Origin of the sequence: Variovorax sp. YR216 (assembly GCF_900107745.1) — a bacterium.
Classification (GTDB): Bacteria; Pseudomonadota; Gammaproteobacteria; order Burkholderiales; family Burkholderiaceae_C; genus Variovorax.
In genome coordinates this window covers 34,742-47,030 of the sequence record NZ_FNRO01000015.1, presented here as the reverse complement: position 1 = coordinate 47,030, position 12,289 = coordinate 34,742, and the positions used below count along the sequence as shown (strand labels likewise).

Here is a 12,289-nt window from a genome sequence, read left to right as displayed (position 1 = left end):
GCGTGCGACTCGAGATGGAATACAGAACCAAAGAAGAACAGGTCGCGGACTACCTCCGGGAAAGGATCATTTCCGGGGTCTACCAGCGCGGCTCGCGCCTCAAGCAGGCCGAGATCGCCGAGCAGCTCAACCTGAGCATCACGCCCGTGCGCGAGGCGCTCAAGCTGCTGGAGGCCGAGGGCTACGTCAGCGGCGATTCGTATCGCGGCGCGCGGGTGGTGCCTTTCGACGCGTCGGCGTCCGGCGAAATCCTGAGCCTGCGCCTGATGCTCGAAGCGCAACTGGTCCGCGGTGCGGCCGAGCGCGCCACCTCCGAGGACCTCGCCGAGCTGCGCACGCTGGCGGATGAGTTCGCCAAGGCCTTCGAGACCGGCAACCGTGCCATCGCCCGCGGTGTCAACTACCGCTTCCACCGCCGCATGTACGACATCGCGGCCATGCCGCAGACGCTGCATTTCGTGCAGATCCTGTGGGCGCGCTATCCCTTCGACCTGATCAATGCCGCCGAGGGGCGCGGGGCTGACGCGGCGAAGGAGCACGACGAGATCCTCGATGCGCTCGCCAGCGGCGACGCGTCGGCGGCCGTGCTGTCGATGCGCAAGCACATCGAGTCCGGCTGGACGGTGCTCAAGGAAACGCAGTAGGAGCCGGGCTTCACGCAGGCGTCATCGCGCGCGGCGACCATCGGCGCCCATGGATCAAGACATCGCGCGCTGCCGCACACGCTGAATGCCGCGGGGCTTCTACTTGCTGATCGCCGGCCAGGCGATTTCTTCGCTGGCGGACAACGCGCTGCTGATCGTCGCCATCGCACTGCTGCAGGAGCGCGCCTCGCCGTTGTGGTGGGCGCCGCTGCTCAAGTTTGCGTTCACGCTGTCCTATGTGGTGCTCGCGCCCATGATCGGGCCGCTGGCCGACGCGATGCCCAAGGCCCGGTTGATGACCGCGATGAACGGGGTCAAGCTGGCCGGTGTCATCTTGCTCATCGCCGGCGTCAATCCCCTCGTGGCCTTCGCGGTGGTGGGCTTCGGCGCCGCCGCGTACGCGCCGGCCAAGTACGGGCTGGTCACCGAGATGGTGGGCCCGCGCCGCCTGGTCGCGGCCAATGGATGGATCGAGGTCTCTGTGGTCTGCGCAGCGCTGCTGGGCACGGTGCTGGGCGGCCTGCTGGTGGCCGATGTGCTGCGGGGCTCGTCGGCCAGCCTCGCGATGCGTGACTGGCTCGGGTCGTGGGCCGACAGCAGCCTGCAACTGTCGATGGCCGTGCTGCTGGCCGCGTACGGGGTCGCCGCACTGATGAATGCGGGCGTGCCCGACAGCGGTGCGCGCTATGCCCCGCCGACACGCCTGCACCTGCTGGTGCTGATACGCGAATTCCGCGTCGCGAACCGCACGCTGTGGGGTGATCGCGATGGCGGGCTCTCGCTCGCCGTGACCAGCATCTTCTGGGGCGTGGGGGCCACGTTGCAGTTCGCGGTTCTCAAATGGGCCACCGAAGTCCTCGGCCTCACGCTGGAGCGCGCCGCCTACCTGCAGGTGGCGGTGGCTGTCGGCGTGATCGCGGGCGCCGGGCTGGCGGGGCGCCATGTGGCGCTGGGCCGCGCCAAGCGGGTGCTGCCTGCCGGCGTGCTGCTCGGCCTGTGCATGCCGCTGGTGGCTTCCACCGACGCGCTGTGGCTGGCGGTGCTGCTGCTGGTGGTCGTTGGCGCGGTGGGCGGCATCCTGGTGGTGCCGCTCAACGCGCTGCTCCAGCACCGCGGCTACAACCTGCTGAGCGCCGGGCGCTCGATCGCGGTGCAGGGCTTCAACGAGAACCTCAACGTCCTGATGATGCTGGCCGGCTATGCGGCCCTGATCGCGATCGATGTGCCGATCGTGCCGCTGATGTGGCTCCTCGGGTTGCTGGTGGCCGCGGTGATCGCGCTGCTGATCTGGCGCGAGCATGGCACCGAACGCCGGATCGGCCCGAGCGCCGACAGCCAGTTCACGTCCTTGCGCTGACCGCGTCCCGCCCTTGTTGCTTCAGGCGGCGCCGGCAATGGTGCGGCCGCGCGCATCGGCCACGTGCGGCGTCTCGCCTGCGGCGATGGTGGCGTACAGCACTTCCTCCACCTGCGCGACGATGCGGTCCCAGCCGGCTTCGCCTGCGCTCTGGCGCGCACGCAGGCCCATCTGCCGCGCGGCATCGCGCCCGCCGGCCACCAGCTCGCGCGCCAGCCGGACGAAGGTCTGCTCGTCGCCGAGCGGCGCGAGCAGGCCGTTGGTGCCGCTTCGGATCATCTGGCCCGCGCTCGCATGGTCGTAGGCCAGCACCGCGAGGCCGCTGGCCATGGCCTCGAGCGTCACGTTGCCGAAGGTCTCCGTCATGCTCGGGAAGACGAACAGGTCGCTGGAGGCGTAGTGCGCGCCGAGGTCCTCGCCACGGCGCGTGCCCGCGAAGATCGCATCCGGCACCGCGGCGGCGAGTTGCGGCGCGGCAGGGCCTTCGCCGACCACCACGAGGCGCGTGGCTGCGTCCTGCGCCTGCATGGCGCGGAAGGCGTTGGCCAGCGCGTCGAGGTTCTTTTCGGTGGCCAGGCGTCCCACGTACAGCGTCACCGGCGTGTCGGGGGCGACGCCCCATTGCGCGCGCAGCGCCTCGCTGCGCCGCGCGGGCGTGAACTGCCCGGTGTCGACCCCGCGCGTGACCAGCATCAGGCGCTCGAAACCGTGGCCGCGCAACTGCTGGCGCAGGCTTTCGCTGGGCACCATGGTGAAGGCGGTGCGGTTATGGAACTTGCGCAGGTAGCTCATGATCGGCCGATAGAGCCACCCGATGCCGTAGTGCCTGCTGTAGACGTGGAAGTTGGTGCGGAAGTCCGAGCACACCGGCAGCTTGAGCTTGCGCGCGATCTGCAGCGCCGACCAGCCCAGTGGCCCTTCGGTCGCGATGTAGACCAGGTCCGGCCGCTGGCGGCTCCAGAGCTGCACCAGCGCCTTGTTGGCGGGCATGCCCATCTTCATTTCGGGATAGCGCGGGATCGGCACGCCGCGCACGAGCACCTCGTCGAGCCGGTCCAGGCGCCGGGCGAGATCGCCGTCCGTCTGGCGCGGGCGGACGAGCTGGATGTCGTGCTGCAGCGCGCGCAGCCCCTCCACCACCCGCTGCAGCGTGAGGGCCACGCCGTTGACTTCGGGCGGGTAGGTCTCGGTGACCACCGCGATGCGCATCGAGCGCCGGGCGGGCGGCATGTGCTCGACGACGATCGGACCCAGCGATGAACTCATGTCGCGGATGCTGGCGGCCGTTGGCGACAGGGCGATGACGGTCGGCACGTCGTCACCAAGAATTCACGCACGCCCGTCACGATGCCGTCACGCGCTGCGCAGTTGCGGCGCCGTTCCAATCCACCACCAGGAGAGCCCGTGAACGACTTCTTGCGCAACCTTCAGATCCAGCGCTGGGACGATCATCGCTACTACCACCACAGCCGCATCAACCAGTCGCTGCATCTTGTCAGCGCGATCAGCTTCGTGATCGCCTACGTGCTGCTGTTCATCGACCCGGTGATCGCCGCGCTGCTCGGCTGGGGCGTGTCGATGACCAGCCGCCAGGCGGGCCACTTCTTCTTCGAGCCCAAGGGCTACGATGAGGTGAACCGCGCCACGCACGACTACAAGGAAGAGATCAAGGTCGGCTACAACCTGCGTCGCAAGGTGGTGCTGATGGCGCTATGGGCCGCGGTGCCCGTCGTGCTGTGGTGGGACCGCACGCTGTTCGGCCTCATGGACCCGACCACCGGCCTCGAAGGCTACGTGCGCCAGGTCGGCCTCGCGTGGCTGGTGCTGGGCGTGGGCGGCCTGCTGTTCCGCACCGTGCACCTCTTCCTGCTGAAGGACGTGAAGACCGGGCTGGTGTGGATGACGAAGATCCTCACCGACCCGTTCCATGACATCAAGCTCTACCACCGCGCGCCCCTCTACCTGCTGCGCGGCGAGCTGATCGACCCCGCGCACGGGGCCGAGCACCGCGCCTGAGTGCGATCAGATTCCGAATCGCTGCGCGAGCATCTCGCGCAGGATGCCGCGCTTGATCGCCTTGTTGGTCAGCGCGGCATCGTGCCACCACCAGCCGTCCTCCTGCATCTGCCGGGCTGCCGCCACGAAGCGGACGGCCACCTGCTCGAAATCTGCGTCGGTGTAGTTGAGGCTGAAGATCAGCCGGCCGCTGCCCACCCAGCTCAGCGCCAGCCGCTGTGCGCGCAGGTAGTACTGCAGCAGCCAGTTGTAGCGGCCGGGCGAGGTATAGAGCACGGTCCAGATCGACGACAGGTTGGCCACGCGCACCGGCAGGCCGGCCTGCGCGAGCCTTTCGTTGAGATCACGTGCTCGGCGATTCCATCGCTCGTCGAGGTCGTCGTAGAGCGCTTTCACCTCCGGTGCCTCGATGCGCTTCAGGAAGGCATTCATCGCGCCCATCACGTAGGGGTGGGCGTTGAAGGTGCCGCGCGCAAAGCAGATGTCGGCCGGGCGCTCCTCGCGGTAGCGCTTCATCAGGTCGGCGCGGCCGCACACCACGCCGATCGGCAGTCCGCCGCCGAGCGTCTTGCCGTAGGTGACCATGTCGGCCTTCACCCCGAAGTATTCCTGTGCCCCGCCGGGCGCGAGGCGGAAGCCGACGAAGATCTCGTCGAGGATCAGCACGATGCCACGCTCGGTGCAGACCTTGCGAAGCGCCTGCAGCCATTCGGTGTACGCGACGCGATCGAAGCCCGCGCGCCGGCTGCTGTCCACCAGCGAGGAATCGCCCGGCGCGCCACTGTTGGGATGCAGCGCCTGCAGCGGATTGACCAGCACGCAGGCGATGTCCCGGCGCTTGCGCAGCACGCGCAAGGTGCGCTTGTCCATCTCGCGCAGGGTGTAGGTCTCGTGCGGCTGCAGCGGGTTGCCGACGCCCGGCTGCACATCCTCCCACCAGCCGTGGTAAGCGCCGCAAAAGCGCACGAGATGCGTGCGCCGCGTGTGGTAGCGCGCCAGCCGCACCGCCTGCATCACGGCCTCGGTGCCGGACATGTGGAACGACACCTCGTCCTGCCCGGAGATCTCGCGCAGCCGGTGCACGTTCTCCAGCACGCAGGGGTGGTAGGCGCCGAGCACCGGCCCGAGCGGCTCGGCGATCCGGCTGCCCTCGGCGATGCATTCCTTGTAGACGTCCACGCCCAGCAGGTTGACGCCGTACGAGCCGGTGAGGTCGTAGAAATCCTGGCCGTCGAGGTCCTGCACCATGACGCCGCTCGCGGCCTGCATGAAGGCGCCCACCGGCAGGTGCTCGCGCACATGCGGGCTGTACTGGAAGGGCACGCGGTAGCTGCTGGTGAACTGCAGGTCGGACACCGAAGCGCGTGCCGCGCGCGTGGCCGCGATCGACTGCGCATGGCGCGTCTTCAGGAGCCGCGACAGCGCTTCGAAGCCGGCCCGGCGCCGCGCCACCACGTCGACCGGCGCGCCGTCGGAATCGTAGAAGCGCTGGTCGTCGTAGGCGTAGCCCGGAAGCTGCGCCGCGACCCGCTTGGCCATGCGCGAATGGCCGGTCAGCGAAGGATGCTTGGCGCGCGACAACTCGAGGCGGCGCCAGGCCGGAACCGCGGAAACGGCGAGCGCGGCAAGCGCGACGGAAGAGAGGAGGAAGGTCTGGCTCATGAACTCTTTATTGCAATGAACGGCGAACACCCACGGTCTATCTCAGCTTCTTGACGCGCTCATGAAAACACTTCGACAAACACGTGATGCCCTGTTGCAGCAGGAAGACGTCAACTTCCTTCTCACCAACCGGGTGCCCCGCATCGCGCTGACCCGCTTCATGGGCTGGTTCAGCAAGATCCGCAACCCGCTGGTGCGCGATCTCTCGATCGGCGTGTGGCGCCTGTTCACCGAGCTCGACCTCGGCGAGGCGAAGAAGACGCGATTCGACAGCATGCACGACTGCTTCACGCGCGAACTGAAGGAGGGCGCGCGCGTCGTCGATGCGCGCGACGATGTGCTCGCGAGTCCCTGCGATGCCATCGTCGGCGCCTGCGGCCCGGTGAACGGGATCGAGGTCTTCCAGGCCAAGGGCTTTCCGTACTCGATCGTCGACCTGTTCGGCGATGGGTGCTCGGCCGAACCGTTTCGCGACGGCAGCTTTGTCACGCTGCGGCTGACGTCGAGCATGTACCACCGCTTCCATGCGCCCCACGACTGCACGGTGGAGCGGGTGAACTACATGTCGGGCGACACCTGGAACGTGAACCCGATCGCGCTCAAGCGCGTGGAGCGCCTGTTCTGCCGCAACGTGCGCGCTGTGCTGCATGCGCGCCTGCACGCAGGCGGGCACCGCATCGCGCTGGTGCCGGTGGCCGCGATCCTGGTCGCGAGCCTGCGCCTGCATTGCCTCGATGCGTTGCTGAACCTGGGCTGGCGCGGCCCGACGCGCGTGGAGTGCGACGCGCCCTACCGCAAGGGCCAGGAGATGGGCTGGTTCGAGCACGGCTCGACCATCATCGTCTTCGCGCCCCTGGGCTTCGCGCTGGCCGAGGGCATCGAGTCCGGCGTGCGCATCCGCATGGGGCAGGCGTTGATGCGGCTGCCCCGCGCGATGCAGGGGCCGGTCAGTCCAGCGTCGCGCCCGACTGCTTCACCAGCTTCTGGTGCTTGATCAATTCCGTCTGGAAGAAGGCGGGCGCCGCATCCGGCCCCACGTTCAGCACCGCGAGGCCCTGCCCGGCGATCGCAGTCCGCGCCTCGGTCGATGCCATCGCCTGCCGGACCGCATCGGCGTAGTTGTCGACCAGCGGCTTCGGCAAGCCGGCGGGACCGATCAGCGCAATCCAGGCGTCGAAGCTGTATCTGGGCACGCCCGATTCGGCGAGCGTCGGCACATCGGGCAGGACCTCCGATCGCTTCAGCGTGCTCACCGCCAGCGCACGCAGGCTGCCGGCCTTCACCTGCTGCGCGACCTGCGAGATCGACACGAAGCCGAGTTGCACCTGGCCGCCGATCAGGTCGGTGATCAGCGGGCCGGTGCCGCGATAGGGCACATGCTTCATGTCGATGCCGGTCTCGCTCACCAGCAGCTCGCCGGCCAGGTGCAGCGTGCTCCCGTTGCCCGCGGAGCCGTAGTTGAGCTGGCCCGGCCTGGCCTTCGCGTACGCGAGCAGTTCCGCCACGTTCTTCACCGGCAGCGCGGGGTTCACCACCAGTACCAGCGGCACCGTGGCCAGCACCGCGATCGGCGTGACGTCCTTGAGGCTGTCATACGGCACGGACTTGTAGATGCCCGGATTGATCACGTGGTTCGACGAGATCATGCCGAGCACCGAGCCGTCCTTCGGCGCCTTCACCACCTGCGAGGTACCGGGGATGCCGCCGGCGCCCACCACGTTCTCCACGACGATCGGATGTCCGGTGACGCGGCCGAAGCCGGGCGCGATCGCGCGCGCGACCGCATCGACCGTCGATCCCGCCGCGAGCGGCACGACCATGCGGATCGGCTTGTCCGAAGGCGGCGCGGCCTGTGCGAATGTGGCCAGCGGCAACATCGCGAGAAAAGCCGTGCCGGTGAGGCGCACGAGCGTCCTGCGCCCTGCGGAAATCGTCTTCATCGTGTTTGTCTCCTGCTGTTCTTCAGTCATGAAAGGGTTCGCCGTCCGTGCCGCGCCTGGAGCGCCTCGAACGACATCAGCTCGCCCGCGATCGCGCTCGCGGCCACGGTCGGCGGGCTGGCGAGCCACACGCTGCCCGGACCGCCTCGCCCCGGAAAGTTGCGGTTGATCGCGCTCACCGTGACCTGCCGCGCGTCGCTCGACCCACCCGGCCCGCAGTTGCCGCACGCGCCGCACGAGGGCTGCAGGATGCGTGCGCCCACGCGCTCGAAGGCATCGAGATAGCCGGCCGCCACGCAGTGGTCGCGCACGGCGGTGGTGCCGAACTGCAGGAAGAGCTGCACGCCGGGCGCGACGCGCAACCCGCGGTCGGCGGCCCATCGCAGCACCGCGTGGTAGTGGTCGAAGTCCTCGCGCTTGCCCGCGGTGCACGAGCCGCCGTAGGCGATGTCGATGCGCACCGGCTGTGCGACGCCGGTGATCGGCAGGCCGTTGCCGGGATCGCCGGGCGCGGCCACCATGGGTTCGACGGCGGAGCAGTCGATGCGCAGTTCGTGCGCATAGGCAGCGCCCTCGTCGCTGCGCATCCACGGCTCAAGCTCGAAGTCGATGCCGCGCCGCTCTCGCAGGAAGCGCACCGTTTCCGCGTCGGGCGCGACGATGCCGGTGAAGCCGCCGAGCTCGGCGGTCATGTTGGTCAGCGTCGCGCGCTCGTCGGTCGAGAGCAGCGCAATGCCCTCGCCGGTGAACTCGAACACCTTGCCGACCCCACCGCCGCCGCGAATGAACGGCAGCGCGAGCATGTGCAGCACCAGGTCCTTCGCAGTGACACCGGGCCCGAGCCGTCGGTCGAGCCGCACGTGGATCGACGGCGGTACGGTGAGCCGCACGGCGCCGGTGACGAAGGCGTTGGCCATGTCGGTCGTGCCGACGCCGAAGGCCACGCAGCCCAGCGCGCCGCTGTGCGGCGTGTGCGAATCGGTGCCCACCACCAGTTGGCCCGGCAATGCATAGCGCTCGGCGACCATCGCGTGCGAGATGCCCGCCACGTTGCTGCCGTCGTCCTGCGCGGCCTCTTCCTCGGTCAGCGTGCGGTGCGAACGAAGTCGATAGGCCGCGACGAATTCGCGCTGGGCATCGACCATGCGCCACACGTTCGGCACCAGGCCGCCGCGCAGATGCGCGGGGCTTTCCTCGACGTAGGACGTGTGGTCCTCGAACACCACGATCGAATCCGGCGCGTGCAGCGGCAGCGGCCGGCCGAAGGTCGCGTGCAGCATGTGCGCGGCCATCCCCGTGTAGTACTCGTGGATGAAGCGCCAGTCGGCACGCACGAAGGCGCCGTCGCCCGGCGACGGGCGCGCGGAGGTGAGCGGGGTGCGCAGGGCATGTCGCGCCACGATCTTCTCGAACAGCGTGCGCGGCCGCGCGTCCGGCACGGTGTCGGCCGGCGCGATGTCCTGCATGAACTCGCGGCCGAAGCGGAGCAGCCCGCCGGTCTTCAGGATCGTGGCGGCCAGCGCATCGCGGCCGGCGACGAGCTCATCGACCGGGATCGGCTCGCCCGCGGCGATCCGCGCGACCAGGCCGAAATCCGTCGAGGTGAAGAGCCCGATGTTGTCGGCGTTCTGCCGGTAGATGCGCTCGAAGCTCTCGGCGATGACGAGTCGCACGCCCGCGAGCTTCTCCGCCGCCGGGCTGTGCTCGCGCGACGAGCCCTTGCCGTAGCGCCTGCCGGCCACGACCACCTCGATGCCCGAGGCGGCGATGGCACCGGCACCGATCGGCATGCGGTCGCCGGACTTGAAGCCGGTGTAGGGAAAGCGGCCGAGCTTCTCGTCGTAGTGGGTGAGGATCGCGATCGGCGTGATCTCGTCGGTCGAGATGTCGTCCCGCAGCGGCGTTGCGTCCGTCAGCGAAATCTGCCGTCCGCCCAGCACGGCTTCGACCTGCTCGGGCGACTGGCAGAGGAAAAGGATGCGCGGCGCAAAGCGCAGCGGCGCGGCTTGAGGGGGGTGACTGACTCTCGACGTTTCGGCCATGCTGCATGGTCACGGGCCGCCGGCTCGCGGGAAAGCGCCGATCCGGCGCAGGGGCTCTCGCGAAATGCGAGATGGGTGCTTACCCGCGCAGGCTGTCGAGCAGCGCCTGCACCGCGAGCGGCTGCGGGTTGCGATGCAGCGCATAGAGGTGCAGGTTGCGCGCGGCCCATGGCGCGTCGAGTGCGCGCCGCGCAAAGCGCTGCGTTCCTGCGTAGGCCGCCGCTGCGCTCTGCGGAACGATCGCAATGCCCAGGCCGGCCTCGACCATGCGGCAGACCGCATCGAAGCTGCTGACCGTGACCTTCGGCGCGAACGTGCGACCGAGGGCCTCTGCACGCTCGTGCAGCGACCGGTCGAGCGCGCCGCCGTGATGGATGCCGATCAGGGGATGCGCGAGCGCCTGCGAGAAAGTCACTTCGTGCAGCGCGGCGAGTTCGTGGCTCGCAGGCATGACCACCTGCAGCGGATCGCTGGCGAAGTGCCATGCGTCGAGCCCGGCAGGCACCGGCATTTCGACGCCGATGCCGACATCCGCCCGGTCGTCCAGGCAGGCGCGGATCACGTCGGGCGTGTCCTCCTCGTGCAGCGAGACGGTGACGCCCGCATGCGCCGCCATGAAGCGCTGCAGGCGCTCAGGCAGGAAGCCGATCACCGCCGACATGTTGGCGTACAGCCGCACCGTGCCGCGCGCCTCGGCGCCTTCGGCCTGCACCTCGCGCACCAGGGCCTGGAGGTCTTCGTCGATCTTCAGGCCGCGTTCGAACACGAGGCGCCCCGCGTCGGTCAAGGCGATGCCGCGCGGCGAGCGCACCAGCAGCGCGGTGCCGAAGGAATGCTCCAGGTCTGCCAGGCGCCGGCTCAGCGCCGATGCGGCAATGTGCTCCTGCTCCGCGGCACGCACGATCGAGCCGGCCTGTGCGGCGGCGACGAAGAGGCGGACGCTGTAGGGATCGATGCGGCGAGCCAAGGCGTGGGGCGACGACGGGACGACGGGACGACGGGACGGATTGTCGCCGGGGTCAGGGGGCCTCGGTGCGCGGGTTGTAGTATTCGCGCCAACATCATGTTCGAGGCCTTCGTCATCGTCGCTCGCGAAGCGGGCGAGCTGCTCCTGATCCTTCTTGCCCTGTCGCATGCTGCGCGCCGCGGAGGTCGGCCCGGACTGATGCGGTGGGCCTTCGCCGGCGCAGCCGCCGGATTCGCAGCCGGCTGGGCGCTCGTCGCCGCGCTTCCACCCTCGGGGATGAACGAATGGCTCGACATCGGCCTGACCTTCGGTTTCGGGCTCTTGCTGGCGCTGGTGTCGAGCGGGACGATGGCTTCGCTGGCTGGCGTCGATGCGCAGGCGGGCGACTGGCTCGACGACTGGGTATCGCATCGCGCGGCCAGCCTGGCCGTGTTCCTGTTCGCCACCTTCAGCGCCTTGCGGGAGACGCTCGAGGCACTGGTGCTGATCCGCTTCATTTCCGCGCAGGAGCCCGCGTCGGACGTGGCCCTGGGCATCGTGCTCGGGCTCGTCGCGATCGTGCTGCTGGCCATCGCCTGGCGCGCGATCGCTTTGCGCCGCGGCACGCGCTGGTCGTTCAGGCTGTCGGCGGTGATCCTCTTCGTGCTGGGCGCGCAGATGATGGTCGAGGCGGTGGCCGAGACACTGATGCGCGGCGCCGGCGGTGCGATGTTCAGCCGCGTGGGCTACGCGCTGCTGCCCTACCTGGAGAACGGCGATCGCTACTGGATGCTTTGCGTGGCGCTTGCGCTCATACCGCTGACGCTATGGACACGGGACTGGCTGCGCAAGGTGGGCCGTTGAGCTGATGCGGCGTCGGTGCCGCCGACGGTGCGTCAGCCGTGCAGCGGAACGCCGCAGAACCGGCACACGCCGGCATCGTGATCGTGCCCGGACTGGCGCGCCCGTCCGGCCACGCCATACACGCTGCGCGGACGCCCTTCATGCGGCGCCCAGTGACGCTCGATGGCGCGGGCCTCCTCGAGCACCTTGAGCGCACGGTACAGCTTGGACATGACCATCGGATGGCCGTTGGCCAACAGCGCCTTGTAGATCGCGTTGACGTCCGCGAAATCCTCTTCCATGTCGATGAGCGTGTGCAGCAGCGTGGCGTGGGTCAGGCCGACGCGTCGCGCGCTCGTCGGTCCGAGTTGGTCGCGGATTTCCTGGATCAGCTCGCTCGTCGACGCAGCACCTGCGGCGGCAAAGGATCGCGCCGATGCGGCGCCGGTGTGGTCCATGGTGTCAGGCATGCATTCCGTTCCGGCCCACGCGGTCCAGCGGGCCCAATCGACTGTCGATAGTAGGACGACAGCGTACTACTTTTACTTCAGTCGTCCAGAGCGATAGCCTGTTGCATTTTGTCGTCACCTCCCTTGAAAGTGGGTGTGGGGACTGCTACTCGAGTTTTTCAAAATGTATACTGCGCCCCGATTCATTTCGGCGAGCCAGTTCATTCATTGAATAGCCAGCCTTCCACCTACGCGCGGCGTCCGTCGCGCTTTCATGGAGGCCAAATTGGCTCGTATCTCTCGCCGTCGGAAGGCGGCTCCACGTCCTTCGTCCGCAACGACACCATCGGCGCCCGCATTGCGGTCGCCGCTGTCCGTTGAAGCCTCGGC

11 protein-coding genes are annotated in these 12,289 nt (G+C 68.7%); 5 read left to right on the top strand and 6 right to left on the bottom strand.

Annotated elements, in window-relative coordinates:
- Positions 1-14 precede the first annotated feature (14 nt).
- Together BLW05_RS27025 and lplT are read left to right on the top strand one after the other, a co-directional pair.
- Positions 15-644, top strand: a complete 630-nt coding sequence (locus BLW05_RS27025) for a GntR family transcriptional regulator (RefSeq protein WP_093166663.1) — start codon at positions 15-17, stop codon at positions 642-644.
- An 85-nt stretch (positions 645-729) separates the two neighbouring features.
- A complete protein-coding gene (gene lplT, locus BLW05_RS27020; protein ID WP_093166662.1) occupies positions 730-2,001 on the top strand; it encodes a lysophospholipid transporter LplT in 1,272 nt (423 codons plus the stop codon).
- A 21-nt stretch (positions 2,002-2,022) separates the two neighbouring features.
- Here lplT and BLW05_RS27015 read toward each other — a convergent pair whose 3' ends face one another.
- Positions 2,023-3,315 carry a glycosyltransferase family 4 protein gene (locus tag BLW05_RS27015; RefSeq protein WP_256330517.1) on the bottom strand — a complete coding sequence of 431 codons (1,293 nt, stop codon included), beginning with the start codon at positions 3,313-3,315 and terminating at the stop codon, positions 2,023-2,025.
- A 90-nt stretch (positions 3,316-3,405) separates the two neighbouring features.
- On the opposite strand from BLW05_RS27015, the gene BLW05_RS27010 reads away from it, so the two are divergent.
- A complete protein-coding gene (locus BLW05_RS27010; RefSeq protein WP_093166661.1) occupies positions 3,406-4,017 on the top strand; it encodes a hypothetical protein in 612 nt (203 codons plus the stop codon).
- A 6-nt stretch (positions 4,018-4,023) separates the two neighbouring features.
- On the opposite strand, the gene BLW05_RS27005 is transcribed toward BLW05_RS27010, so the two are convergent.
- Positions 4,024-5,679 carry an aminotransferase class III-fold pyridoxal phosphate-dependent enzyme gene (locus BLW05_RS27005; protein ID WP_093166660.1) on the bottom strand — a complete coding sequence of 552 codons (1,656 nt, stop codon included), beginning with the start codon at positions 5,677-5,679 and terminating at the stop codon, positions 4,024-4,026.
- A gap of 61 nt (positions 5,680-5,740) precedes the next feature.
- On the opposite strand from BLW05_RS27005, the gene asd reads away from it, so the two are divergent.
- A complete protein-coding gene (asd, locus tag BLW05_RS27000) occupies positions 5,741-6,673 on the top strand; it encodes an archaetidylserine decarboxylase (protein ID WP_093166659.1) in 933 nt (310 codons plus the stop codon).
- Here the strand turns inward: asd and BLW05_RS26995 are convergent.
- The 3 genes from BLW05_RS26995 to BLW05_RS26985 all read right to left on the bottom strand — a co-directional run bounded on the left by BLW05_RS26995 (position 6,627) and on the right by BLW05_RS26985 (position 10,628).
- On the bottom strand, positions 6,627-7,556 hold the full coding sequence (locus BLW05_RS26995; protein WP_256330528.1) for a Bug family tripartite tricarboxylate transporter substrate binding protein: 930 nt from the start codon (positions 7,554-7,556) through the stop codon (positions 6,627-6,629). The genes asd and BLW05_RS26995 overlap by 47 nt on opposite strands.
- Before the next feature lie 89 nt (positions 7,557-7,645).
- The gene (locus BLW05_RS26990; protein WP_093166657.1) at positions 7,646-9,661 is read right to left on the bottom strand and encodes an aconitase family protein; all 2,016 of its coding nucleotides are present in this window, start codon (positions 9,659-9,661) and stop codon (positions 7,646-7,648) included.
- A 79-nt stretch (positions 9,662-9,740) separates the two neighbouring features.
- A complete protein-coding gene (locus BLW05_RS26985) occupies positions 9,741-10,628 on the bottom strand; it encodes a LysR family transcriptional regulator (protein WP_256330516.1) in 888 nt (295 codons plus the stop codon).
- Positions 10,629-10,724: 96 nt separating this feature from the next.
- Between BLW05_RS26985 and BLW05_RS26980 the strand changes: the two genes are divergently transcribed.
- Positions 10,725-11,471 carry a hypothetical protein gene (locus BLW05_RS26980; protein ID WP_177142826.1) on the top strand — a complete coding sequence of 249 codons (747 nt, stop codon included), beginning with the start codon at positions 10,725-10,727 and terminating at the stop codon, positions 11,469-11,471.
- 32 nt (positions 11,472-11,503) lie between these two features.
- Here the strand turns inward: BLW05_RS26980 and BLW05_RS26975 are convergent, their stop codons facing one another.
- Entirely contained in the window at positions 11,504-11,920 is a 417-nt protein-coding gene (locus BLW05_RS26975; protein ID WP_093166654.1) for a transcriptional repressor, read from the bottom strand.
- Between the last annotated feature and the right edge of the window lie 369 nt (positions 11,921-12,289).

Coding starts and splice junctions, on each gene's coding strand:
- BLW05_RS27025 (WP_093166663.1), top strand. CDS start 15: ATGGAATACAGAACCAAAGAAGAACAGGTCGCGGACTACCTCCGGGAA.
- lplT (WP_093166662.1), top strand. CDS start 730: ATGCCGCGGGGCTTCTACTTGCTGATCGCCGGCCAGGCGATTTCTTCG.
- BLW05_RS27005 (WP_093166660.1), bottom strand. CDS start 5,679: ATGAGCCAGACCTTCCTCCTCTCTTCCGTCGCGCTTGCCGCGCTCGCC.
- asd (WP_093166659.1), top strand. CDS start 5,741: ATGAAAACACTTCGACAAACACGTGATGCCCTGTTGCAGCAGGAAGAC.
- BLW05_RS26995 (WP_256330528.1), bottom strand. CDS start 7,556: ATGTTGCCGCTGGCCACATTCGCACAGGCCGCGCCGCCTTCGGACAAG.
- BLW05_RS26990 (WP_093166657.1), bottom strand. CDS start 9,661: ATGGCCGAAACGTCGAGAGTCAGTCACCCCCCTCAAGCCGCGCCGCTG.
- BLW05_RS26980 (WP_177142826.1), top strand. CDS start 10,725: ATGTTCGAGGCCTTCGTCATCGTCGCTCGCGAAGCGGGCGAGCTGCTC.
- BLW05_RS26975 (WP_093166654.1), bottom strand. CDS start 11,920: ATGCCTGACACCATGGACCACACCGGCGCCGCATCGGCGCGATCCTTT.